The organism is Desulfosporosinus nitroreducens (genome assembly GCF_023897015.1).
GTDB lineage: Bacteria > Bacillota > Desulfitobacteriia > Desulfitobacteriales > Desulfitobacteriaceae > Desulfosporosinus > Desulfosporosinus nitroreducens.
Genome location: NZ_JAMHFY010000004.1, coordinates 59239 through 84470, shown reverse-complemented (window position 1 = coordinate 84470; position 25232 = coordinate 59239). Strand labels below are relative to the sequence as shown.

The window sequence follows — 25232 nt, the reverse complement described above, 5'->3', positions numbered from 1 at the left end:
TAACATAGCCAAGAGAGTTTGGAGTACTGTTCTGAGTTCCATTCTTGTCTCATCCGATGTTAAGATTCCCATGTTCAACTTTAGTTGAACGAGTTCACTGCTTTTCCACTGCGTATCTTTTTTAGGTTACCCTAAATGACTTGATTGGAGCTGATTGTGTAATGTATGCGGATCTCTTGATCCATTCCGCCCAATTGATGGCGACGCTGAGGGGCTACTCGGACGGTCCGGCCTGTGGGGAAGGTATGTCTGAGATTGGTTTGATTGAAGATGGTGCTGTTGCTATCCGTGAGGGAAAGATTGTTGCGGTTGGCACTACAGAGGAAGTTCGAGCTGGCGGGTGGGCAGGACCTGATACGCGGCAAATAAGTGCGCTGGGTAAGGTTGTTACCCCGGGGTTTGTCGATCCTCACACTCATGTTCTCTATGCTGGTTCTCGTGAGAATGAATTGTCTTTGAAGCTTAAAGGGGTTCCTTATCTTGAGATACTTAAGCAAGGCGGGGGGATTCTTTCTACGGTTCGAAGTACTAAGTTGGCTACTGATGAAGAAATTAAAGCGCAAACAAGCCGTCGGCTCCGGACGATGTTGAGCATGGGCACGACGACGGTTGAGGCAAAGAGCGGGTATGGCCTGATGGTGGATGAAGAATTGCGGGCTTTACGTCTTATACACGAATTAGATGGAGAACAGGCGGTTGACTTGGTTCCGACGTTTATGGGGGCGCATGCGGTTCCATCGGGGTACAGTGAAGAAGAGTTTACAAACTACATAGTGGATGTGATGTTACCGCAGGTTGCTGCCGAAGACCTGGCGGAATTCTGTGATGTTTTTTGCGAGCCTGGAGTTTTTAGTCTCGAATCAAGTGAGCGGATTTTAGTTAAGGCGAAAGAGTTGAATTTTAAGTTAAAAATGCATGCGGATGAACTAGCTTCAGCGGGAGGGGCAGAATTAGCGGCAAAACTGGGTGTTATTAGTGCCGATCATTTACTTCAAGCTTCGGATGAAGGAATCGCAGCTCTAGCACGACAAGGTGTAATTGCAGTGTTGCTTCCGGCAACTTCGTTTAACCTTGCTAAGAATTCGTACGCCAGAGCGAGAGAGATGATACGTGCAGGGGCACCTGTAGCGTTGGCTACGGATTCAAATCCCGGATCTTCTCCTACGGAATCCATGCCTCTTGTTATAACTCTGGCTTGTCTCTACCTCAGACTTACCCCTGAAGAAGCTTTGGCTGGGTGTACGATTAATGCTGCCCATGCTATCGGCAGAGCAAACCAAGTGGGGAGTCTAGAGGTTGGGAAACAGGGGGATGTGCTTATTCTTGATATTCCGAATCTAAATTACTTGCCGTATCATTTTGGAAGTAACCCAGTTGAGACGGTAATTAAGCGAGGTAAAGTGGTTTGGGGGGGCTAAGGTCAAAGTTTATAATTAGTTTTAAAAACTAGATCTAAAAGACCTTAAGGTGGCCGCTGAGCGGAGAGAGTCACTTCACATGGGTGTTTCTAGAAACTAAGGATGGATTTAAAAAGCCAGGGCTACCCCTCCAAAAGGGTTAGCCCTGGCTTTGATTGAGTTGCTATATAAAGGTTTAAGGGTTGGCATTCGTTGCTAAGCCTAAATATATTGATTTAGTAGTATTCAGATTCTACTGGACTGTTCATTATTTCGTTTGAGTTTTAGTGGGCGGAGTTAGAAATAGTAACTACCATGCTTACTTCGCCAGAGTTTTTTGCCTCGTCGAAAACTTTCTTGATTCCAGTCCATACTTGATCATCATTTCCGTCAATATGGGTGCTTAGAGAACCAACTTTGTACTCAATATTTTCTTGTGATAACGTTTGAATAGCACCCGTAATGATCTGGCTTGCGTTATTCGTTTTCTGAGGGTAGATTGATACCTCTGCACATAACATTTACAATGTCCTCCTTTTATTGTTTTCAAAAATTAGCTTTTCCAAATTCGGGATAAACTATTTGAAATTGATGGCACCACTAAGCAAGATAATTATGTAAGCGGTCGAACAAATAGTGTAGTTCTAAAAATTCGCCCCGAGTTTCAGCTATTGAAAATTGGAGAGAATTTTACGTTTGTAAAAATCCTTCGTTTGCAACATCCTAACCGATTCACTCCTTTTCATTTGTTTGGAAACACAAAAAAGCCCCACGTTCTTTTGTTTGAACGTGGGACAGAGCAGTGTCACTATGTAAAGGGCGTCACTACTTTAAGTTTAATTCCAGTCAATGTCTGAATGGCTAACGGTTTCTCCACTGGCTATTTCTTTTTCGGATTGGGTTAATCTCTCTCTCTCCAGAGGCGTCAGCTTTGTGAAATCACTGTCCCATGCAAGGACCATTTTCTTTTAATCATTTCGAATGCTAACTCCTGTTCCGACTCAGGAAGCATATCAATCATATCAATAATTTGCTTTGAAACTGTGACATATTATCATCTCCCTTACTTGTAAATGTCCCCTCGTGATCCGATATCTTTAATCATTAAAATTTCTTCGTCATTAATATTAGTATACTCATATAATACCCGATATTTTCCTATTCGTAAACGAAGAACAGGAGGATTTATGCCCTGCATCTGCTTAATATCACCCTTTGGTGGTACTTCAAGCAGTCCTTCTATTTGATTTCGAGCTTCATGCCAAATCCAGATATTTTAAGCCCTAAATTGACAAATATTTCAGAAAATATTATTATTTTTAATTATTTTTCTTATCAAAATAGATGCAAATAATGATAATTATCGCGTAAGGGCCTAATGTGGGTGTCAACGGAATGACGTTTTACAATAATAAATGAGTAAAAGATGGCTTGAAGTATTTAATCTTTTTTTAAAAATGGATAATTTTTGACAGTAAACATATTTTTTCCATTTTCCGACAAAAGATTATCTTATACATCGTTGATGTTCTCAAGAAAATATATTAGAATAGCGGAGGATTCGATATTTTGTTGAAGCGAGGTTTTTTGATTGTGAAACAGGTAATAGATGAGCAAATCGAAGAATTAAGATTAAAAATGCATGAAATTGCTTCAGATAAAAACCTAACGGATCATAGAGTTGTGAGTATAAGTTGCAAATTAGATGTCTTGATTAACGAATTCTATTCCAGTCGTAAACTTGATCTAAGCTCAAAGTATCAAAGCTCTTAGGGTTGAGTGAATCAAAATTCGAATGATCCCAGTCGGTCTAAAATCTGAATTTGAGGCTGTTTTTGGTTTCTGAATTATCAGTTAACTAAGGGCTAGCTTTTTTTATTTACTCGCTTATCATAATTATCATCTAAAAGACAACGTAAAGAATCAAAATAGGTTATAATCAAATGATTAAGACAACTTAGAATGAATTTTTACAATTAATCAATGAGATAGCTTCGTTAAAAACAGGGGGTAATTGCGATATGGAATACAAGAAGTTTTTAGAACGTTTAGAAAAGGAACTTGTCGTAACACTTGGATGTACTGAACCAATGGCAATTGCCTTTGCAGCTGCTCTAGCTAAAAAGCATGTCAAAGGAGATATAATTACTTCGGTGAGAGTTTTAGCCAGCGCTAATGTGCTCAAGAATGCGATGGCTGTGGCAATTCCCGGTGCCCAGGGCTGTGGAGTCGATCTTGCCGCAGTGTTAGGTGTAATCGCAGGAGATTTTTCTAAAGGGCTTGAAGTATTAGAAGGATTGACTCCTCGGGATGTAGAAAACGCGAAAACTATGATCGAGCAGGGGAAAGTTACGGTGGGAATAGCAGATACTTCGAAAAAGCTATATGTTGAGGTGATCGTTAAGACCCCACAATCATACGCAAGGGTGGTTGTTGCAGACGAACATACCCAGGTTGTACTTGTTGAAGTGGACGGGAATTTATTGATAAACAGGTTGAGTGCAGATGAATCTGATGTAGCTGGGATCAGTGACAGTGGGAAAAGCGAAGATTCGTTTATCACGATAGACTCTATATGGGAGTTTGTTCAGCGGGCGCAAATCAGTGATCTGACAATTATTAAGAAGGCCATTGAACTCAATACGAATGTTGGGCTAGAGGGGTTATCGAATGCGTATGGTTTAGAGGTAGGAAAAACGATTAAAAGTAGTGTCGGTAAAGGAATGCTTTCCGATGATTTAATAACTCATGCTATGGCTCTGACAGCCGGCGCCTCGGATGCTAGAATGTCGGGATGTACTATGCCGGTAATGAGTAATTCCGGAAGCGGAAATCAAGGGATTTCGGCGACTTTGCCTGTTGTAGCTACAGGAGAAAAATTGCAGGTATCGAGCGAGCAACTGATTCGTGCAGTAACGTTAAGTAATCTGATTGCAATTTACATTAAGTTAAAGATTGGCCGACTTTCTGCTTTATGTGGTGCAACCGCGTCTGGGACCGGTGCAAGCTGCGGTATTACCTATTTGCTTGGAGGAGGAAAAGCAGAAATAAAGTCGGCTATCCAGAATATGCAGGGCAATACGACCGGAATGTTCTGTGATGGAGCCAAGGCTGGGTGTGCTTTGAAGTTATCGACCTGTACGAGTGCTGCTGTTCAGTCTGCGATCATGGCTGTGGAGGGTAAAACTATTCAGGCCACGGATGGCATTATTGAAAGAACGGCTGAACAGACGATCGAAAACCTTGGACGACTGGCTAATGATGCCAGCTATGAGGTGGATCGAATTATTCTGGATATTATGGTGCAAAAGAAAGTTGGCTAAGCTTTGTTAGTTTGAGGCAATTAGAATAAAAATTAGAAATCGATGGACAAACCGCTTTTGGACTTGTAAAATAGTGACAAATAGAGAGAGTTGAGATCTAGGGGGGAGAGAAGTGGATCAAGAAACTCGAGAGATGTTCGGAAAAGTTCTTGGTGTCCTTGAGGTCATAAAGACAGACGTAAGTAGTTTGAAGAGTGACGTAAGTATACTAAAGACAGACGTAAGTATATTAAAGACAGACGTAAGTGGTTTAAAGACAGATGTAAGTGGTTTAAAGACAGATGTAAGTGGTTTAAAGACAGACGTAAGTGATTTAAAGACAGACGTAAGTGGTTTAAAGACAGACGTAAGTGGTTTAAAGACAGATGTAAGTGGTTTAAAGACAGACGTAAGTGATTTAAAGACAGACGTAAGTGATTTAAGGACAGATGTAGGTAGTTTAAAGACAGACATGAATGTTATGCGTTCTCGTCAAGATGAGATGTATCTTATGCTTAAAGGGTCTGAAGAAAGTCGCCAACGTATAAAGTCCCTGGAAGAAAAGAGCACCATTGCCGCAATTGAGAGAGAAAATTTAGAAGTTGAGTCTGCGAAAATTGTTGGAGCTTTACGTCGCAGTGCCCATGAGGTTTTAAAGGGATTAGCCGATGAAGAGGTTTCTTAGCAGGATTCTAGTTATATAAAAGTCCCATGACTGTGCCAAATTGATGCTCAGTTATGGGACTTTTCAGTACCCGTTAGAAAAAGTAACTGAGACACTCGGCCATCTATGGCCAGCGTGGTCTAGTTGGTTTATTCGGCATCGTTTACGGAACTGTGATATAATAAGGTGTTGTACAGCTTTTGCTAAGGAGAAGAGGGCCGGCATGAATGTCTTAACTGCTGAGAATTTGACGAAAAGTTATGGTGAAAAGGTTCTATTCACGGATATTTCCTTCGGGATTGACGAGGGGGAAAAAATAGGGATTATTGGAGTCAATGGGACGGGCAAGTCTACATTGCTTAAAATATTGGCAGGTATCGAGTGGCCAGATCAGGGCAAGGTTACCACGGGAAATAGTGTCCGCTTAGAGTACCTCCCCCAAAATCCGGAATTCGAAGACTCCGCGACGGTGTTGCAGCAGGTCTTCAAAGGAAATTCCCCGGTTATGAAATTGTTGCGAGAGTATGAATTAGCCTTAGAAAAGCTAAATGAGTATTCCGATGATCCGAAGTTGCAACAAAGATTGATTGATTTAGGCCAGCAGATGGATGAATTGGATGCTTGGCAACTTGAAAATGAGGCCAAAACCATCCTGAATAAGCTGGGGATTTCAAGGTTTGATACTTTAGTGGGAACTCTTTCGGGTGGGCAGAGAAAACGAGTTGCTTTAGCAAGTGCTCTCATTAACCCTACTGATATCCTGATGCTGGATGAGCCAACAAACCACATTGACAATGATACCGTAGATTGGCTGGAACAGTATCTTAATAAACGCAAAGGTGCCCTGGTTATGATCACCCACGATCGGTATTTTCTTGATCGTGTGGTGGGGCGAGTATTAGAGTTAGACCAGGGTAAACTGTATCCTTATCCCGGTAACTATAGTCGCTTTTTAGAGTTAAAAGCGGAGCGGGAGGAGCAGGTTGAAGCGACTGAGAGAAAACGCCAAAATCTCTTTCGCAATGAACTTGCTTGGATGCGAAGAGGCGCTAAAGCCCGAACCACGAAGCAAAAGGCTAGGATTGAGCGTTTTGAAAAGTTGCAGGCTGATAAACCTGTGGAGTATGGGGATCGGATTGAAATGCCCACGGGGGCGTCTCGTTTAGGAAAGAAGATCCTAGAATGCAATGAAGTGCGAAAAGAGTTTCCCGACCGGGGTGTGGTCATTAAAAATTTCAGCTATATTCTCTTGAGAAATGACCGGATAGGCATTATTGGCCCTAATGGGAGCGGCAAGTCGACATTGCTAAACTTGATTGTGGGCAACCTGACACCGGATAGCGGCAGTATAGAACTGGGCTCGACAGTAAATGTGGGATATTTTTCTCAGGAAAATACCTATATGGATCCGGAGCGTCGAGTGATTGATGAGATTAAAGCCATTGCAGAAGTGATCCCTACGGCAGATGGCGGTTTTATAACCGCCTCTCAAATGCTGGAACGCTTTTTATTTCCACCTGCTGTTCAGTGGACGCAGATCGGTAAACTCTCCGGTGGGGAAAAACGAAGGTTGTATCTTTTGCGGATCTTGATGGGAGCGCCAAATGTTCTCTTGTTGGATGAGCCGACCAATGATTTAGATATTCAAACTCTTACTATCTTGGAAAGCTATCTGGATGATTTTCCGGGAGCCGTAATTGCAGTTTCTCACGACCGGTATTTTCTGGATCGGGTTACAGATAAGATTTTTGCCTTTGAAGGGGACGGGAAAATTCGGTCGTATGCCGGAAATTACTCGGACTATCGTGAGCAGGTGTACGCTGCAGAGCAAGAAGCAGAACAGGCTGTCAAATTAGCTTCTTTGGCAAAAACATTCCGAGGCATGGATGCTGATTTAGATAAGGCAGGTTCCGAGAAGAAAAAAGAGCGTCCGCTGAAAATGAGCTATAAAGAGCAACAAGAGTATGCCCAGATTGATGCTCAGATTGCCCAAGCGGAAGAAGAGTTGCAAAAAATCAACCAAGACATGAATGATTCTGGCAGTGATTTTGGAAAGCTAACAGAGTTAGTCAAACTCCAAAAAACCCTTGAACAGAAACTGGATGATTTACTGGAACGTTGGACGTATTTGACGGAGTTGGCAGAAAAAATAGAACAAAACAAGGGATAAGACGAGGCGCGATGCTCGAGGCCCGATTCGATTAAGCGATTTACCTTAAAATAATTGGAGGATAAAAATATGGATGAGAAAACCTTAGATCTGATGAAAAAGTTAGTTGAAGAAAAAAAGCTGAAGAGTTCCCAACAAGGCGGCCCAATGAAAGCGACTCAGAAAATTGGGGAGAAGAGGAAGGGCATCAAACGACGCAAAGTCGGTGGAATGTTTGACAAGTAACCTGGTTTTAGCCGCTTTAGGTTCCATGGAAAAGGCTTGGTGGAAGTTAAATAAGAATTATATTAAATAAATATAGTTACAATTAAGGGAGAGAAGTTAAGTCAAATGAGCGTATTAAGTGTTGAAAATGTCAGCCATGGATTTGGTGGACGTAAAATATTTGAGGATGTTAGTTTTCGCTTATTAAAAGGTGAGCACGTTGGCTTAGTGGGAGCGAACGGGGAAGGAAAATCAACCTTTCTGGATATTATTACGGGCAAGCTTATGCCAGACAAGGGTAAAGTGGAATGGTCGAATCGGGTAACCGTCGGCTATTTAGATCAGCATACGGTTTTAACCAAAGGGAAGACCATCCGCGACGTGCTCAAAGAGGCATTTCAAGGGATGTATGATCTGGAAGCAGAAACATTGGAAATGTATAACCGAATGGGCAATGTTTCTGAAAGCGAAATGAATAAGCTCCTGGAAGAGGTAGGAGAGATTCAGAGCATTTTAGAACACAACGGTTTTTATATGATTGATACGAAGATTGAAGAGATTGCTAATGGATTGGGTCTTGGAGAAATTGGCCTCGAAAAAGATGTCGCAGATTTGAGCGGGGGCCAGAGGACAAAGGTTTTATTGACCAAATTGTTGCTTCAAAATCCTAGCATTTTAATTTTGGATGAGCCAACTAACTTTTTAGATGTTGAGCATATTGAGTGGCTCAAACGTTATCTTAATCAGTATGAAAATGCGTTTATCCTCGTGTCTCATGATGTGCCGTTTATGAATAGCGTTATTAATGTTATCTATCACGTGGAAAATGCCTTGTTGACACGCTATACCGGAAACTACGAGCAGTTTATGGCACTCCTAGAAACTCGAAAGATCCAGGAAATTAAAGCCTATGATAAGCAACAAAAAGAAGTGGATCGACTCGAGGACTTTATTGCCCGCAATAAAGCACGGATTTCAACAACCGGGCGGGCCAAAAGCCGGCAGAAACAGCTGGAAAAAATGGATCTGATTGAGCGGCCAAGGGAGAGAATTCAACCAAAGTTTAGATTTAAGGAAGCTCGATCACCAGGTAAGATGATTTTTGAGGCTAGGGGTATTGTACTGGGCTATGATGAGCCTTTGACTCGGCCTTTGGATTTGGCACTGGAACGCGGGCAGAAGGTTGCAATCCGCGGGGTTAACGGATTGGGAAAATCTACCTTACTAAAGACTTTACTGGGGTATATTCAACCTGTATCCGGTGAAGTTGAGCTGGGAGACTATCTTTACCCGGGTTATTTCGAGCAAGAATCCAGTCGCAAAAATACTAAGACCGCGTTGGAAGAAGTTTGGGGTGAATTCCCCGGACTTACAAATTCCGAAGTGCGTGGGGCCTTGGCCAGGTGCGGTTTGACCAGTGAACACATCTCCAGTAAGATGATGGTCTTGAGCGGGGGAGAGAATGCTAAAGTTCGGTTGTGTAAGCTGATGCTGAAAGACGTGAACTGGTTGGTCCTTGACGAGCCTACCAATCATTTGGATGTGGATGCTAAGGCTGAGCTCAAGAAAGCAATTATGGAATATAAAGGGACAGTAATCGTCGTTTCCCACGAACCGGAATTTTACGAAGACTGGGTGACGGATGTCTGGAATCTGGAAGAGTGGACCACTAAAATCGTGTAATGAGAAGCACGACGATTAGGACTTGAAACGAGTGGTTGCATCGGGGGTGGCAGTTCGGTTAGGATAACTGATCGGACTTGATTGCGCGGACGGACAGAAATTTAACACGGGTGTAGGAAGAACAATCTTCCTACACCCGTGTTCTTATTCTTAAACATATTTCGCACAGCCTTTACAAAAATCTTCTATTCTGCCTCTTTTTTCACTGGATTGTTCAAAGGAAACTACTGGCCAAGATTGGATGTCATTAATATAAAAAACCGGCAACAATCAAAACCTGAGCTAAAATGTAAGTAAACATGATAAACTGCTCATAATTTGCTGAAGGCGCATTAAAGTTGTTATAGGCTAATACAGAGTCAGAGGCTATGAAAAATAAGGAACCAATAAAGGGTAATAAGAATTGGGGGGTAAAACCGTTCCAAATACGGCTTGAACTGGTGAAACTCATTATCAGTATGACACACATATAAACAACTACCGGAACTAGCATCTCTTTCAGGTTTGGTCTAAGTATCCTCAGAATAGCCAAGCCATATAAAATATAAGGGATTAAAATTGCAAAAAACCAGATTGGAACAATTTCGAAATACTGTGTTGATTGTAGAAAGGCCAGAGTGTAAAATAAATGGCCAACAAGAAATGCAAGCAAACCAATAGCAAAGAATATTTTTTTGGTACATAATAATGAGACGTCACCGAGGAACCCCAAAAATAAAGCAGTGACAATAAAATAATTAATATGCTCTGCGCTTATCAAATAGAAAAGAATGATTAAGGGGACTAAGAGAGATTTTGTCAGCCCTTTAAGCAGTTTTAGGTTACTATGTCTGTCAGCATACAAGTTGCCGATAAAAGCAACCATAAAAATGATGACTATAAGAATTTGTAAAGTCATTACTGTACCTCCATTAGTTAAAATTTAATATGCATAGACAAAACAGTCTGGAGCTTGGATAGAAGTTTCAGACTGTTTGTTTATGCAAAATATATTACTTGTATAAGGCCTTCTTAACTTCAGGTAAATCCAACATATCAAGGGTTTCAAGAAGTGGTTTAGCTGTTTTTAAGTCATATCCCATGGCGTCGAAATAGTTGATCTTTCCTTTTTCAAAATCATTTTGAAACTTTGCATTGGGTCCTTTCTCTAAAGGAGGGATACCCCTTGCCCTATCCGGCATCTTAAACTCTATAGGGTTTATGCCTTCACGAATATTGAATGAATGGCGCATAGTTTTTATTCTTCGTGCAATATGCAAATATTCCTCAAAGTCTAAGTTCCATCCTGTCATGGCGTTAGCCCATTCAACGATCGGCGGCGTAACTTCTGCGTCGAAAGCAAAAGCGCAAAGCCCAAAGCCATTGATAAGATCCATAAAGCAGCTGGCATCCCTTAAACTTGCACCCTGATCTGCAACTGTGCACTTATTCTTCATAGGATGAAGGTTCTTGTCTGTTAACTTATTGTTCGGTTGAGGTTGACGATACAAACTGCAACAGTCCAGTGTACTGGTATGCCTGCCTGGTGTGGGCTCTGCTTCATAGCCAACCCCCAGACTGGTACCATCAGGATTACGTGGGTCATGCATCGGTAGTTCTTGTCCTCTAACATGCATAGCATACGCTTCTGAGCCTTTTCCAAAGTGTTCGGATGCAAACTTGACGCCGTTCATGAGATGTTTTCCAATGCTTTTCCCGTCAGCTATTTTTTCTACCAGTTTTACAACCGCTTCGTCATTACCCCAGGTTAACTCCAAACCATCTGTATCAGCGGTTGTTATTACTTTGTTTTCGTAGGCTTCAAAAGCCCAGGCAACAGTTGCTGCACAGCTGATTGTGTCAATACCGGCACGGTTTAAGAGATCGTTAATTTTGATAATACTGGGCATATCATTGCAGAGAAGCAGTGTCCCAAAGCCGCAAATTGTCTCATACTCAGGCTTATGGGTTTCTGAAATAGGATAGGGGCCTTCTTTTATGGATACTTTTCCTCCACAACAAAGTGGACAATTGTAACATCCATACTTGTCTGTTTCATAGTTAGTTACTGAATCGTTGGAAATTTCTCGGGTTAACCTTCCGGGAAAATCGATATAACCGACTCCTTTCCAGTTTTTAACCGGCGAATCACCGGTGTTGGCTGAGTAAGCTACTGTGCCGGATGTACCCCATGTTTTCATGGCGTATTTTTCTACCTCGCCACTAATAGGCATCATATTATGTTCGCTTAAATAACGTATAACGCCGGATAATAGCGGTACATTAGTCGCTTCATTTAAGATTTTGTCTTTGATTGGATGCTTGTAGGTATAAAACTGTTGAGCAAAATCATCTGTCAATTTTGTTATTGTTTGCGGATCGAAAATGTTGACATTTTTGTTCCCACCAAGACATACTGCTTTTAAGTTTTTCGAGCCCATGACTGCACCTAATCCGCTTCTTGCTGCCAGCCTTCCTTTATCTGTCACGACGCCAGAGATTTTGGACATTTTTTCACCGGCCGGTCCGATGCAAGCTGTTTTAAAGTGAGCCCCATATCTGTTCGTTAAATCGTCAATGGTATCATTGGAATCCTTTCCCCATAAATCAGTGGCATCAATAAGTGCTTTATTATCACCGTCGATCAGCAAGTAAACTGGTTTTTCACTTTTGCCTACAAAAAATATACCGTCATATCCGGTGGACTTTATTGCCGGTGCAAAATATCCTCCACAGTTAGCGTCGCCCCAAGTATTTGTCAGAGGACTTTTCCCCATAATCATCCATCGTCCCGAGAAAAATGCACCAGAACCGGTTAAGAGGCCGCTCATTATAGCAAAAATATTTTCAGGACTTAATGGATCTACCCCAGGCAGCTGTTTGTCAAATATTATCTTCGCACCCAAACCATAACCGGTTAGATACTTCTTGATAAGGTCATCTTGTAGTTCCTCTTCCTGAATGAATCCCGTCGTCAGGTCTACCCAAAGTATTTTCCCCATGTAGCCAAATGGCATACTTTTACCTGGATTCCAAAATACCAGAAAAACCGTACATCCGGCACTTCACTTTGCCGACTAAACAAAGCGGCAGTTTCGCAGGATTCAGCTACTCGACTAAGTACAAAGGACGCGGGACAGTTAGTCGCCCCCCCAGTAGATCTTTCCTACGCACTAACCATAAACCAGGTGTATTCACATCCTTTCCATTATAAATAGTTTATTGACTGTATATTGACTGTATACCAATCTCATTCCACGGTTGACCGAATTACAAATAAGATTTTTGTCTTTAAAGGGGGACGGGAAAATTCGGTCGTACTGTCGTAGCGGGAAGTTGCCATACTACCCTTGAACAGATGTACGCTGTAGAGCGAGAAACTGAACAGTCTGTGGGACAAGAAACCTGTCCCCTCGTCCCCTCGTCCCCTCGTCCCCTCGTCCCACTCGTCCCTAGAAGCGACAAATAATGACATGAGATTGAGTTTTACAACAATAACACGTATAATATTATAAAAATTATATTTTTGGAAAAATCTTGTTTTAATTGATTATAATAAAAAATTAAAATTATCACAATCATTAGGGGGAGACTGAGTGATATCAAATAGGCTTACGATCAGGCAAAAACTATACTCAGGTTTTGGGATTTCCATAGTGCTTATGTTGATAGTTCTTGGCTATACATATATGAATTTTACTAAAGTGTCTAAGGTTGTTGCGACAAACCTTTCTACTTATCAGGCATTGCGAGAATCTGATGCGATTTTAAGATGCATTTTTAATATTGATGCAGGGGGAAGGGGGTATATCATCACCGGGGACGAAAAATTCCTGGAACCCTATAATACAGGAAGATCGGATTTTCAATTACATTATGATGAACTCAAACAGCTAGTTTCTGGGAATGAGACACAATTGATAATGTTGGAAGATCTCACCAAAGCATATCGACTATGGTTGGGGTTTCAAATGGATATCCTCGCCCAAAAGCGAATGGAAATACTTTCATCGGACAATAATACTCGGGTTCAACTCCAGAACTCCTTTTTAGAGGGACCCCCTGATTTTATACCGGGATTGCCTCCGAATGGCCCTGAAAAGGCAGAAGATCTTTTTCACTCAGATAAAGGGAAGGAATTAAGAGATAATTTAAGTGCTATTCTTGATGATATTAATAATGAAGGGAAGAAATTATTAGGAGAAAAAAGCGAGAACTTGATAACGACACAATTTAATACCTATCTATCAATCCTTATCGGAGGATTGATCATAACAATCTCGGCAATTTTGGTCTCGATTTTTACTTCATTATCTATAACTAATCCAATTAAAATGTTGATTGCCGCTACCGAGAACATCACGAAACATAATTATCAAACACCCATACAATTGACAACCGATAAAGATTTAGATGTGTTAATTAAGAATTTTAATCTGATGCTGATTGCGATCCAAACAAGAGAAGATGAATTATGTGTTAAGAATGAAGCTATACAAGTACAAATGAATGAAGCTAACGAGGCAAATAGGTTAAAAGGCCAGTTTTTAGCTAATGTGTCTCATGAATTAAGAACTCCACTTAACTCAATTATTGGTTTTACCACCCGTGTCATTAAGAAATCTGGAGATATCCTCCCGGCTACGCAGCTCGAAAACTTAAAAATTGTTAAAGAAGAAGCCTATCATCTATTAGACTTAATCAGCAATCTATTAGATTATTCTAAGATGGAAGCCGGGAAAATGAACATCCAAATTGAAACGTTTAATTTAAATGATGCAATCGTAGAAGTAAATGATATGACAAAAACATTAGTCGAATCTAAAAACTTAGAATACCAATGTGAAATCTTGTCAATTGAAAATAATATGATAATTAAAAGTGATAGGCTTAAGATAAAACAGATTCTGATTAACCTCATAAGCAATGCCATAAAGTACTCCGAAAAGGGAACAATAAAAATTCAAGTTGATAGGATTTTGAATGATTATTGTATAAAAGTAAAAGATCAAGGGATTGGGATTGCCGCTGAAAACCTCCAAAAAATCTTTGATGAGTTCAGACAAGTGGACGGTTCTTACACCCGTAAAGTTGGAGGAACAGGGCTTGGACTATCCATAACTAAAAATCTTGTTGAACTTCTTGGAGGTAGAATTGAGGTCACAAGTTCACTGGGAATGGGAAGTTGTTTTACTGTTTATCTGCCTATAGATTTATCGAGTGGAAATGTTGACTTTAAGAATTCTCAAGAAAATCAAGAGAGTACAATAACAACGGATTCGAAAACAAATTTGATCGGAGTTATGTAATTTGAATGGAAGAAAAGTATTGGTCGTCGATGATCATAAGCTGAATGTAAAGTTGTTAACGGATATTTTAGAAGATGAAGATTTCATCGTGTACTCAACGGATAATGGGTTAAGTGTTCTTGAAATGACTCTGAAATTTCTACCGGACGTCATCCTGCTGGATATTATGATGCCTGGGTTGGATGGTTTTGAGGTTTGTAAGTTGTTAAAAGAAAATGATGAAGTGAATGACATTCCAATTATTATGGTGACAGCAAAAGCAGAAGGAATCGATGTAAAAAAGGCTCTGGAGTATGGTGCCTTTGACTATATAAAAAAGCCTATAGATGAAATAGAAGTAATTGCCAGAATTCAATCAGCACTGCGGTTTAAACAAAGTCAGGACCTATTAAAGGAACTGGCGATGAAAGATAGGTTAACGGGTTTATATAACCATGCATTACTAGTTGAGTTGTTTGAGAAGGAACTTGCCAAACAACAAAGAAACGATGGTGATATAGCATTTGTCATGATCGATGTCGATCACTTCAAAAGAATTAATGACACATATGGGCATACCTCAGGAAATATCGTTTTGAAAGAACTTGCTAACATTTTAAAGAATTCAGTGCGCAGAGGAGATATTGTAAGCAGATATGGCGGAGAAGAATTTGGCCTTGTTTTACCCGAAATCGATAAACAAGGTACATGGCAGATGTGTGAAAGAATCCGGAAAAAGATTGAAGGACTAAGCTTTAATACAGATGGTAAAGAAAGTATTCATATAACCGTCAGCATGGGTATTTTTCATAAAAGTTCAAAAGACAATATGACGGGAAGTGAAATAATACAAAAGAGTGATGAAAAGCTGTATCAAGCTAAAGCGAACGGCCGGAACAGGGTAGAAATGAATTAAGAAGAGTGGTAATCTTTTGTTGCAATATTGAACATTTTTTGGAGCTTTGTAAATAAGTGCCCAGGCAGTCGCTGAATAGAGTAACCTCGTTCTTGGTATACACAGCCGATATACTATGGCATAATACATATGAGAGAGATTGTACTCTGCCAGCGAACTTTACATAAAAATAATAAATTATCAATAAATTAAGCGCCGAAGTTGAGCAGCTTTAGACCATGGAGAAAAACTAATGAATAATCCAAAAGAAAAAGTGAATAGACTGGGAATCATGGGTGGAACCTTTGACCCGATTCATTATGGACATTTGGTTGCTGCGGAAATGGCACGTGCTGAGTTTAAGTTGAGCAAAGTGTTATTTATACCGACGGGGACGCCTCCGCATAAAGACAGAAAAGACATTTCAGCAGCAGAAATGCGCTATGAGATGGTGAAACTAGCTATTCAAGATAACTCGGCGTTTGATATTTCTCGGGTGGAAATTGAGAGGGAGGGGCCGTCCTATACGGTTGAAACCTTGCGTGTTTTACGCCGTGACTGGCCAGAACATGAGCTTTATTTTATCACTGGATCAGATGCTCTGTTAGAGATCTTTTCTTGGCGTGAGGCGGAAGAAATCTTTAGGTTGATTCAATATATTGGCGCAGCGCGTCCAGGGTTTGATGCAAGTGATTTTTTTCTGAAAGTTCAACATGAACATCCTGAGACTCAGGGAAAAATTCATTATCTGGAAGTTCCCGCCTTAGCGATTTCTTCAACAGATATTCGAGCGAGGGTCCGGCGTAGAGAACCCATTCGTTACCTTTTGCCTGAGACTGTGCGTCTTTATCTTGAACAGCATAGACTTTATGCAGATTCATGAAGTGTATAAATTTATGCAACAAAAATACGATAAACTGCTTTATTTTAGTGATTAATCGTTGTTTTTATTTCGCATACTCTGTCTGGATTTGATCATACTAAAAACGATCAGTGATTAATACAAGATTGAGGTGACAGTTATCATGCCAACAACACTTTATGTCGGAAATCTTCCGTGGAATACGACAGCTGAAGAGCTTGGTCAATTCTTTAGTGAATATGGTCAAGTTGAAAGCAGTCGGATTATTACCGATCGTGAAACTGGCCGTTCCCGGGGGTTTGGGTTTATCGAGGTTGAGGAAACGGATGCAGCACGTATGGCGGAAGAGCTAAATGGCAAAGATTTTGGTGGAAGACCATTAACGGTCAACGAAGCTAAACCAAAACAAATGTAACAACCCTGCGACTGTAAGGGAGACCTCTGCTTGTGGGGGTCTCCCATTTAATATTTTGCATCGTGAGCGTTTACTTGATAAAATAGATTGTTAAAGAGAATGTGGAGATAAAAGAGGAGCGGGGATACGTGATATTGCAGGTTGAAGTGCTAAGGGATCTGGCGGCCCGTGTTCTTTCAGAGGAGCGATTCAGGCATACGTTAGGTGTGGCAGATTGGGCAGAGCAACTGGCTGGACATCATGGATTGGATCCTGTCAGGGCTCGTTGTGCAGGGTTAGTGCATGATTTAGCAAAAGAAGTTTCTTTGAATAATCAACTTAGGTACGCGCGACGGTGGAATTTGCTACATTATCCTGAGGATGAGCAGAGCCCATATGTTTTGCACGGGCCGGTGGCTGCTTATTGGTTGGAACATTATTATGGGTTAGATGATGCAGAAGTTTTAGCGGCTGTTGAGAATCATACTTTAGGAAGACCGGGAATGGGACCATTGGAGATGCTTATTTACAGTGCTGATCTAACCGAACGTGATCGTGATTTTCCAAAAGTGGACATTTTGCGTCAATCCTTGTATGATAATTTAGAAAAGGGTACGTTGGCCTGTGTTGAACACACTTTAATATATTTGAGAGAAAGCAAACGCCCCATTCATCCATTAACTCAATTGACGTTTGATGATTTACAAAGGAGGTTAAATATTGGAACTGGATCAAAGAATTCTTGATAAGGTTGTCGATTTTGTTGAAGACAAAAAAGGTGGGGACATTACCCTTCTGAGTTTAAAGGGGATTTCCATGGTTACAGATTATTGCTTAATTGTGACTGGAAATACGACTACTCAGGTTAAAGCCATTACTGACCATTTGGAAGAAAAGTTGCCGGAGATAGGAATACCGGTTGTTCATCTTGAAGGATTGCCAACGGCTAACTGGGTCTTGATGGATTGTGGCGGTGATTTAGTGATTCATGTTATGACTCCGGATCAACGGGAGTTTTATCAGCTTGAACGTTTATGGAAAGATGCGGAAGTCATGTCTGTGAGTCCGGTTGAGCATTAATCCTAATAAGCATATAATTTAAACACGTAAATGCTAGGATAGGGAGCAGTACTGTGGAACCCTCTTAAGAGAGGCGGCGGGAGGTGCAAGCCGTTATTGGGAACTTCAGGAACTCGCCCTGGAGCTGTGTTCAGGTTACAATGAACACCGGTGCGAGCCGTTAAGATCGCTTAAGCACTAATGAAAATGGGTGGTACCACGGGAGTAGATCTCTCGTCCCTTTAGGGACGAGAGATTTTTATAGTGTCAGGACAAGTATAAACTGACTGCTCCAGTCAGAGAACATAACTTTCTGGAAGGCTTTTCTTGCCTTCTATGGCCTGCGCTTGGGGCTTGGTGCTAGCCAAGTTTCTTATATTAGTTCAGACCACATGTTTCGGCAATACTAATGAGTGGATAAAATAAATCTAATACTTATTTCAAATTAGAAAATATAAACAGTGAGTGACTTATTCTAAGGGGGAAGGTTTTTTATGCAAGAGAGGTACTCGTTTCCTGAGATCGAATCGAAGTGGCAGAAAGAATGGGTGGATAGCAAAGCTTATAAAACGGAGGAAAATTCCTCAAAGCCGAAGTATTATGCTTTAGCTATGTTTCCTTATCCTTCGGGAGATTTGCATATGGGGCATGTGCGTAATTATTCTATAGCGGATGTTATTGCTCGCTATAAGCGAATGACCGGCCATAATGTTCTTCACCCCATCGGATGGGACGCATTTGGTCTGCCAGCGGAAAATGCCGCCATCAAGCACCAGACTCCTCCGGCAGACTGGACTTGGAAGAATATTGCGAATATGCGGCGCCAGCTCCAAGAGATGGGGATTTCCTATGACTGGGACCGGGAAATGGCGACATGTCATCCGGGTTATTATAAATGGACACAGTGGTTGTTTTTAGAGTTTCATAAACATGGTTTGGTGTATAAGAAGAAGGCTGCCGTTAACTGGTGTCCTTCGTGTGCCACAGTGCTTGCTAATGAACAAGTTGTGGACGGCGGGTGTGAGCGGTGTGATACGCTGGTAACAAAGAAAAGTCTGGAACAGTGGTTTTTCAAAATCACGGATTATGCGGATGTCTTGCTTCAGGATCTAGATAAGTTGCCGGGATGGCCTGAAAAGGTTAAAACTATGCAACGCAACTGGATTGGCCGTTCTGAAGGCGTGGAAGTGAACTTTGCGTTGGAAGAGCGTCCTGAGAAGATCTCGGTATATACCACCCGAGTTGATACTCTTTTTGGGGTGAGCTATTTGGTCTTGGCTCCGGAACACCCACTCGTCCTTGAACTGGTGAGTGGGACAGACTACGAGGCGGATGTGTTGGCTTTTATTGAAAAAATGAAAGGTCTCAATGAAATTGCCCGAACTTCTACGGATGCAGAAAAGGAAGGGCTGTTTATCGGGGCACATTGTCTAAATCCGCTGAGTGGTAAAAAAGTGCCTATTTGGATTGCTAACTATGTTCTGCTAGAATACGGAACCGGAGCGGTCATGGGCGTGCCGGCTCATGATGAAAGGGACTTCGAGTTTGCTGGGAAGTATAGCTTAGAAATTAAAACAGTTATTGTGCCTCCCGGGAGCTCGCCTGAAGCGAAGGATCAACCGCTCAAAGCGGCTTTCACAGGGGAAGGGATTATGGTTAATTCCGATGCCTTCGATGGACTCGGCAGTGATGAGGCTTTGGAACGGATTGCCGATGAGGCAGAGCGCCTGGGTATTGGTCAGCGGAAGGTTAATTTCCGTCTGCGTGATTGGCTGATTTCTCGTCAACGTTATTGGGGAGCGCCTATTCCTATGATTTATTGTGATTCCTGTGGAACTTTACCAGTTCCGGAAGAACAGCTGCCGGTAATGTTGCCGCCTGATGTCGTCTTTAAAGCAGGGGAAAATCCGCTTGCTACATCCCCCTCGTTTATTGAAACAACATGCCCTAAGTGCGGGGGCGATGCTCGGCGTGAAACGGATACAATGGATACCTTCGCCTGTTCTTCTTGGTATTTCCTTCGTTATACTGACCCTCGTAATGATGAGGAGGCTTTTTCTAAAAAGGCAGTTAATCAGTGGATGAATGTCGATCAATATGTTGGCGGGGTAGAGCATGCGATTCTGCATCTGCTATATGCGCGCTTTTTTACAAAGGGCTTGAGGGATTTTGGCTACTTGGAAGCGGATGAACCTTTCCAAAACCTACTAACCCAAGGTATGGTTTGTATGAATGGCTCAAAGATGTCTAAATCGAAGGGGAATGTCGTTAGCCCTGGAGCAATTATTGGGAAATATGGGGCAGATACGGCCCGTTTATTCATTCTGTTTGCTGCTCCACCGGAGAGAGATCTGGAATGGAGTGATCAAGGGGTTGAAGGGTGTTATCGTTTTCTAAATCGAATTTGGCGCTTGGTTGCTCAATATGAGCCACTTTTAAAAGAGGTTCAAGATAAGAAGGCTTCGGCTTCTTCTGACCCTACGGACAGATGGGGAAAATTAGACGCAGTTGGTAAAGAAATGCGACGCCACACACACATGGCTATCCAGAGGGTAACCGTTGACATCGGAAAGCGCTACAACTTTAATACAGCCATTAGTACTATTATGGAATGGGTTAATGCCCTGTATATCTATAAGGAGCAACCGACAGCGGATGCTGCAGTGGGTCGAGAGGCTTTGGAAGGGATTCTCATACTTCTTGCCCCGATTGCTCCGCATATTACGGAGGAACTTTGGCAGGAGCTTGGACATACAGAGAGCATTCATTTACAGCCATGGCCTATTGTGGATGAAGCGGCTCTCGTACAAGATGAAGTGACGGTAATTCTTCAGGTGAACGGGAAAGTTCGGGAACGGATTCAAGTGGCTGCGGAAATTTCGGCTGCTGACTTGGAAAAACTAGTGCTTGCTCAGCCTAAAGTTGCTGAATGGACTCACGGAAAAACCATCGTGAAAGTCATTACGGTACCGGGAAAGCTGGTTAACATTGTTGTTAAGTAAAAAATAGTCTAAAAGGGTGAGTTTGCCAGAGGCAAGCTTGCCCTTTTTAAATACTATCGATGCAGGGCTATGGCATATATAGTAATGGTGGGATTTTTGGTCTATAATAAAAATTTCCTGAATAAGGAGGGATTGGAGCTTTATCGTAGAACTAATTATAAATGTATAATAGTGGTTTTAAGGAGGAAAAAAATGAGATCGAAGATGAAAATGACTTGGCTTGTGGGATTATTAACATTAATGCTGGCAGTAACGGGGTGCAGTCAGAATCAGCAGGTTCTATTTGATGCTTCCATGAAGATGCAAGATGTGACGTCTCTGCAGCAGCAGACAACCATAACCTTACAATTAAGTGGCTCGGATTTTGATCCTGATGTCCAACAACAAGTAGATACGGCTAAGGCATTTATGAATAATGCTAAACTAAGTTTGGATACTAAAACCAGCACTAATAAAGAAAAAACTGTGGCTAAATCACAAGTTGACATGGACTTGGACTTACAGGGTATGAGCTTCAATATGCCTGTTTGGGTAGACTCGGATTTGACCGGTGATACTCCAAAAATCATAGAGATTATTAAAATTCCACAAATCGCATCAGCATCTTTACCGCCACAATTTGCGGGTAAGGAATATATGGTGATGAATCCCTCTAATATGGGTGCATCTGAACCTATGAACTTTAATCAGATTACGGAATTTGTTAAAAATATGCAATCAAAACAGGTTGACTTTTTGACTAGTTATGCTAAACGCTTTAATCCGGATGTCAATGTGGTTTCCAAGGGAAGTCAGTATGTAGAAACCAACGATGGCCGCAAGTCGGCAAAACTTTATGAAGTGAAGATCAATGACGCACAATTAAAGGAGCTTATCCGATATACGGTCAATAATTTCACTCAGGACGAAGAGGCTATGATGTTTGTTAAGGAGTTTATGCATTCGATACTGGAGCTTAGTCAACTTCCGGAAGATGCAAACACCTTAAGCGAATTTGATAAAGCCTTCGAGGATTTTGATGCTAATAAAAAAGAGTTTCTAACTGAATTTAATAAGGTTATGGATCAATTTGACAATGTAACCTTTTTAGGTGATCAAGGCATTAAGTTAGAATATGCTATTGTTAATGGATATGTTGTTAAAAATAGCGGGATCATTGATCTTGAAGTAAATTTAGGCGAGATTAATCAATTGATGAATAATCTGACGTCACAAGAGAGTACGTCTGAAGAGGTAAAAGGCAATTTAAATCTGAAGGTGAGCTTTAGTACTGTTACTTCAGGAATCAACCGCCCGGTTGAGATTGAAATTCCGGTATTAAATGAAAACAACTCGTTTGATTATATGGATTTGATGAAATCTATGGTGCCTGCAGGAACTGTGGAAGGCTCTATGCGTTTGGGTGGGCAAGACAGCTACAAAACAGCAAGAACCATTGCTGAAGAGTATGAGAGCGGCCAATGCGATAACATTATCCTAGTATCCGGTCTCAACTATACTGATGCGTTATCTTCTAATATCTTGTCCAAAAAGTTCGATGCTCCGATTTTACTAGTAGGAGCTACGGTTGAAGAATCCTCAGAAGCATTTGATTATATTGCTAAACATTCGAAACCTGATACAAAAATACTTATTATTGGCGGAACTGTAGCGATTGGTACGGAGTTCGAAACAGAGCTCATTAAGGGCGGACATGCAAACATCGAACGCATAAGCGGGTTCGATCGTTACGAAACAGGTATGGCTGTAGTGGATAAGGCTAATGCAGAGCCAGGAACGCCTGTAGTCATAGTTTCAGGGGAAAGCTTTCCGGATGCACTTAGTTCTGCCAGTCTGGTAGGTTCAAAACAGTACCCTACACTCTTGGTTTCTCAGAACTCTCTTGCTGATAGAACGAAAGCTTATATTTCCAGTAATCAGCCTTCTACGGTATATATCGTTGGCGGAGCGTCTGTGATTTCCCAGTCCGTAGAAGCTCAAATTAAAGAGTTGGCCCCTAATGCTGCTATTAAACGTTTAGCAGGAAATGATCGCTTTGATACTGCGGGCGTTGTCCTTAACGAGTTTTCAACGAATCCAAAAATCATTTATTTAGCAAATGGGTTTGATTATCGAGATGCGATTGCCGGAAGTGCATTAGCTGCAAAGACTGGTGATCCAGTCCTTCTGATTGACCCTGCTCTTAGCACTCTGCCCCCAGCAACGGAGGCTTACCTCACAAAACTTAGAGATGCAGGTAACCGTCCTATGGTTCGGGCGTTAGGTGGATCGGTTGTTGTTCCAGACAGCCTTATAAAACAGGCTGAAAGCCTTCTTTACGGGAAGTAGGCATAAAGATTGGACAGGTGGGTCCGTTCTTTGTATTAAAATGCAAAGAACGGACCCTTTTTTATACTATCAGAAAGTATAAACTTGCGTTATATAATTTCTTAGCATAAGTGCAACTAGGGTGCCGCCTCGCCTGAGGCTTCTCTGCTAAGTTAACACGTGCGAAGACAGTGTCTGCAAGAAGGCTAATACGTGCGAAGACAGTGTCTTCGTGGGCGTCAGCCAAGTTTTCATTATCCTTAACATTTTTTTAACCTATTGATAGGTTATTCTTTACACCCATATGCTACAATTTTATTAACCAAGCGGATGACGCGGTTCTTGGTTTGAAAGCTCTCGCATTCTTGTTTTAGTCTTGACCGTTCGATATTTGGCACGGCTTGTGTGATTGACTATGCCGATTTGATATTTCTCTGCGGGATATCTTGAGGCCGTCTTCGGGTTTATGCCAATTCGCTTGAGCGTCATGAAATTTGTTTTGCGAATGGTTAGTGAGGCAGGGAATATAGTATTAGAGAGATTCGGATTCTATATCGCTGGGGCAATAATGGAGATTGTAGAAAAATTTGGAATATAGTATAAAGAGATAGTTGAAGAAGGGGTGTATATAGTTGCAAAAAGTATATGTACTCGATTCAAGTGTATTACTGCACGACCCAAACGCTATAGTTCAATTCCAAGACAACGAAGTCATTATTCCTTACGTGGTTTTAGAGGAAATAGAAAGTAAGAAGCGCCTCTTAGAAAATATTGGTCTAGCTGCTCGGGAGGCTATTCGTTATCTAGATCGTTTACGGGAAAAGGGGCAACTTTCCAAAGGTGTGCTCTTACCAAACGGTGGTAGGATTCGAATCGAGTTAAATCATTACTCTAATGAGATTTTGCCCATAAACTCGGATTTAGGGCTGGCAGACAATCGGATTTTAGCAGTCTCCCTAAGTTTAACGCGGGAGGAAGAACGCCCTGTTATCCTAGTCACTAAAGATATCGCAATGCGTGTTAAAGCCGATGCTTTAGGGATTTTAACGGATGATTATCATAATGACAAAGTGGCGTTGCCTTCTATTACGGAGGAGATATTAACTCTGCCGTTAGATGATCACGATGTTGGGGCACTTTACCAAAACAAATACATTCCATTAAAGTCACCGCTATCTCCAAACCGATGCGTAAAAGCAGTTTTAAGTGATGGCAGTGTCCTGCCGCTTGTAACCTCTGTGGATGGGGAAAAGCTCGTCTATCAAATGGGGAAGGGTCTCGGTCCTTGGGATATCAGACCTAAAAATTTAGAGCAATCCTGGGCCCTGGAAATGCTCAACAATCCAGAGATTAAATTAGTTAATTTGATGGGGCCGGCAGGTACCGGGAAGACGTTACTTGCTTTAGCGAGCGGTTTAGAGCAAACTGTTCACGCTGAAATCTATGTTAGAATGCTTTGTGCACGCCCGATTGTTCCCTTCGGTAAGGATATTGGGTTTCTTCCCGGAGAAAAGGATCAGAAAGTGCGTCCGTATATGCAACCTATTTATGATAACCTTGAGTTTTTACTGCGGGCTCGGCGTGATAAAGAACGCGAAAGAGGCAGTGAGTCGGTGGTTGAGAGTGCTATTGATCTTCTAATCAAGAAGAGGCAACTTGAAATTGAAGTACTGACTTATATCCGGGGGCGAAGTATTCCTAATCAGTTTATTATTATTGATGAGGCTCAAAATCTTTCCGCACATGAGGTGAAGACAATTATTACTCGTGCGGGTGAGGGAACGAAGATTGTGCTTTGTGGGGATCCGGATCAAATCGATCATCCTTATTTGGATAAAGAGAGTAATGGATTGGCCCATTTGGCTCACCGGTTAGCTGGGCAATCTTTTTATGGTCAGGTTCGGTTGATTCGTGGGGAGCGGAGTGAGTTGGCAACGCGGACGGCGGAGTTATTATAGGGGACTTGTGTCACAAAGCGCTCGGTGCTTACGACGCAGAGCAAACTAACCGTTTAAGCGACTGACTT

At 41.6% G+C, this 25232-nt stretch carries 20 protein-coding genes and 1 other annotated feature; of the genes, 16 read left to right on the top strand and 4 right to left on the bottom strand.

Annotated features, from left to right (window positions below):
• The first annotated feature begins 161 nt into the window (after positions 1–161).
• Positions 162–1418, top strand: coding sequence for an imidazolonepropionase (hutI, locus tag M8E35_RS06000; protein ID WP_252467920.1), 1257 nt, complete (start codon positions 162–164; stop codon positions 1416–1418).
• Between the two features lie 263 nt (positions 1419–1681).
• Here hutI and M8E35_RS05995 read toward each other — a convergent pair whose 3' ends face one another.
• Together M8E35_RS05995 and M8E35_RS05990 are read right to left on the bottom strand one after the other, a co-directional pair.
• Positions 1682–1918: a YkoF family thiamine/hydroxymethylpyrimidine-binding protein gene (locus tag M8E35_RS05995; protein ID WP_252467919.1), complete on the bottom strand. Its 237-nt coding sequence runs from the start codon at positions 1916–1918 to the stop codon at positions 1682–1684.
• A gap of 542 nt (positions 1919–2460) precedes the next feature.
• Positions 2461–2640, bottom strand: coding sequence for a type II toxin-antitoxin system RelE family toxin (locus tag M8E35_RS05990; RefSeq protein WP_301998163.1), 180 nt, complete (start codon positions 2638–2640; stop codon positions 2461–2463).
• 326 nt (positions 2641–2966) lie between these two features.
• Between M8E35_RS05990 and M8E35_RS05985 the strand changes: the two genes are divergently transcribed.
• The 6 genes from M8E35_RS05985 (at position 2967) to M8E35_RS05960 (ending at position 9420) form a co-directional block, all read left to right on the top strand.
• On the top strand, positions 2967–3170 hold the full coding sequence (locus M8E35_RS05985) for an aspartyl-phosphate phosphatase Spo0E family protein (RefSeq protein WP_252467915.1): 204 nt from the start codon (positions 2967–2969) through the stop codon (positions 3168–3170).
• A gap of 248 nt (positions 3171–3418) precedes the next feature.
• Positions 3419–4720: an L-cysteine desulfidase family protein gene (locus M8E35_RS05980; protein ID WP_252467914.1), complete on the top strand. Its 1302-nt coding sequence runs from the start codon at positions 3419–3421 to the stop codon at positions 4718–4720.
• 112 nt (positions 4721–4832) lie between these two features.
• The gene (locus tag M8E35_RS05975) at positions 4833–5384 is read left to right on the top strand and encodes a hypothetical protein (RefSeq protein ID WP_252467913.1); all 552 of its coding nucleotides are present in this window, start codon (positions 4833–4835) and stop codon (positions 5382–5384) included.
• Positions 5385–5586: 202 nt separating this feature from the next.
• Positions 5587–7533 carry an ABC-F family ATP-binding cassette domain-containing protein gene (locus tag M8E35_RS05970; protein ID WP_252467912.1) on the top strand — a complete coding sequence of 649 codons (1947 nt, stop codon included), beginning with the start codon at positions 5587–5589 and terminating at the stop codon, positions 7531–7533.
• A gap of 69 nt (positions 7534–7602) precedes the next feature.
• Positions 7603–7758 (top strand): hypothetical protein, encoded by a 156-nt coding sequence (locus tag M8E35_RS05965; protein ID WP_200797872.1) that lies wholly within the window; start codon positions 7603–7605, stop codon positions 7756–7758.
• A gap of 105 nt (positions 7759–7863) precedes the next feature.
• A complete protein-coding gene (locus tag M8E35_RS05960) occupies positions 7864–9420 on the top strand; it encodes an ABC-F family ATP-binding cassette domain-containing protein (protein ID WP_252467911.1) in 1557 nt (518 codons plus the stop codon).
• Positions 9421–9667: 247 nt separating this feature from the next.
• Here the strand turns inward: M8E35_RS05960 and M8E35_RS05955 are convergent, their stop codons facing one another.
• The gene (locus tag M8E35_RS05955) at positions 9668–10318 is read right to left on the bottom strand and encodes a lysoplasmalogenase (RefSeq protein WP_252467910.1); all 651 of its coding nucleotides are present in this window, start codon (positions 10316–10318) and stop codon (positions 9668–9670) included.
• 94 nt (positions 10319–10412) lie between these two features.
• A complete protein-coding gene (locus M8E35_RS05950; protein ID WP_252467909.1) occupies positions 10413–12416 on the bottom strand; it encodes an aldehyde ferredoxin oxidoreductase family protein in 2004 nt (667 codons plus the stop codon).
• Between the two features lie 579 nt (positions 12417–12995).
• On the opposite strand from M8E35_RS05950, the gene M8E35_RS05945 reads away from it, so the two are divergent.
• The 9 genes from M8E35_RS05945 to M8E35_RS05905 all read left to right on the top strand — a co-directional run bounded on the left by M8E35_RS05945 (position 12996) and on the right by M8E35_RS05905 (position 25164).
• Positions 12996–14708 carry an ATP-binding protein gene (locus M8E35_RS05945; protein ID WP_252467908.1) on the top strand — a complete coding sequence of 571 codons (1713 nt, stop codon included), beginning with the start codon at positions 12996–12998 and terminating at the stop codon, positions 14706–14708.
• Between the two features lies 1 nt (position 14709).
• Positions 14710–15603, top strand: a complete 894-nt coding sequence (locus tag M8E35_RS05940) for a diguanylate cyclase (protein ID WP_252467907.1) — start codon at positions 14710–14712, stop codon at positions 15601–15603.
• A 232-nt stretch (positions 15604–15835) separates the two neighbouring features.
• Positions 15836–16465, top strand: coding sequence for a nicotinate-nucleotide adenylyltransferase (gene nadD, locus M8E35_RS05935; protein ID WP_252467906.1), 630 nt, complete (start codon positions 15836–15838; stop codon positions 16463–16465).
• A 142-nt stretch (positions 16466–16607) separates the two neighbouring features.
• On the top strand, positions 16608–16859 hold the full coding sequence (locus M8E35_RS05930; RefSeq protein ID WP_229245670.1) for an RNA recognition motif domain-containing protein: 252 nt from the start codon (positions 16608–16610) through the stop codon (positions 16857–16859).
• Between the two features lie 128 nt (positions 16860–16987).
• A complete protein-coding gene (yqeK, locus tag M8E35_RS05925) occupies positions 16988–17584 on the top strand; it encodes a bis(5'-nucleosyl)-tetraphosphatase (symmetrical) YqeK (RefSeq protein ID WP_252467904.1) in 597 nt (198 codons plus the stop codon).
• On the top strand, positions 17559–17918 hold the full coding sequence (rsfS, locus tag M8E35_RS05920) for a ribosome silencing factor (protein WP_252467902.1): 360 nt from the start codon (positions 17559–17561) through the stop codon (positions 17916–17918). The genes yqeK and rsfS overlap by 26 nt, the downstream gene beginning before the upstream one ends.
• Before the next feature lie 26 nt (positions 17919–17944).
• Positions 17945–18142 (top strand) — a binding site (T-box leader).
• A 249-nt stretch (positions 18143–18391) separates the two neighbouring features.
• Complete coding sequence (gene leuS, locus M8E35_RS05915; protein WP_252467900.1) at positions 18392–20899, top strand: leucine--tRNA ligase; 2508 nt, start codon at positions 18392–18394, stop codon at positions 20897–20899.
• Between the two features lie 192 nt (positions 20900–21091).
• Positions 21092–23227 carry a cell wall-binding repeat-containing protein gene (locus M8E35_RS05910; RefSeq protein ID WP_252467898.1) on the top strand — a complete coding sequence of 712 codons (2136 nt, stop codon included), beginning with the start codon at positions 21092–21094 and terminating at the stop codon, positions 23225–23227.
• Between the two features lie 611 nt (positions 23228–23838).
• Positions 23839–25164, top strand: coding sequence for a PhoH family protein (locus M8E35_RS05905; RefSeq protein WP_252467897.1), 1326 nt, complete (start codon positions 23839–23841; stop codon positions 25162–25164).
• Positions 25165–25232 lie beyond the last annotated feature (68 nt).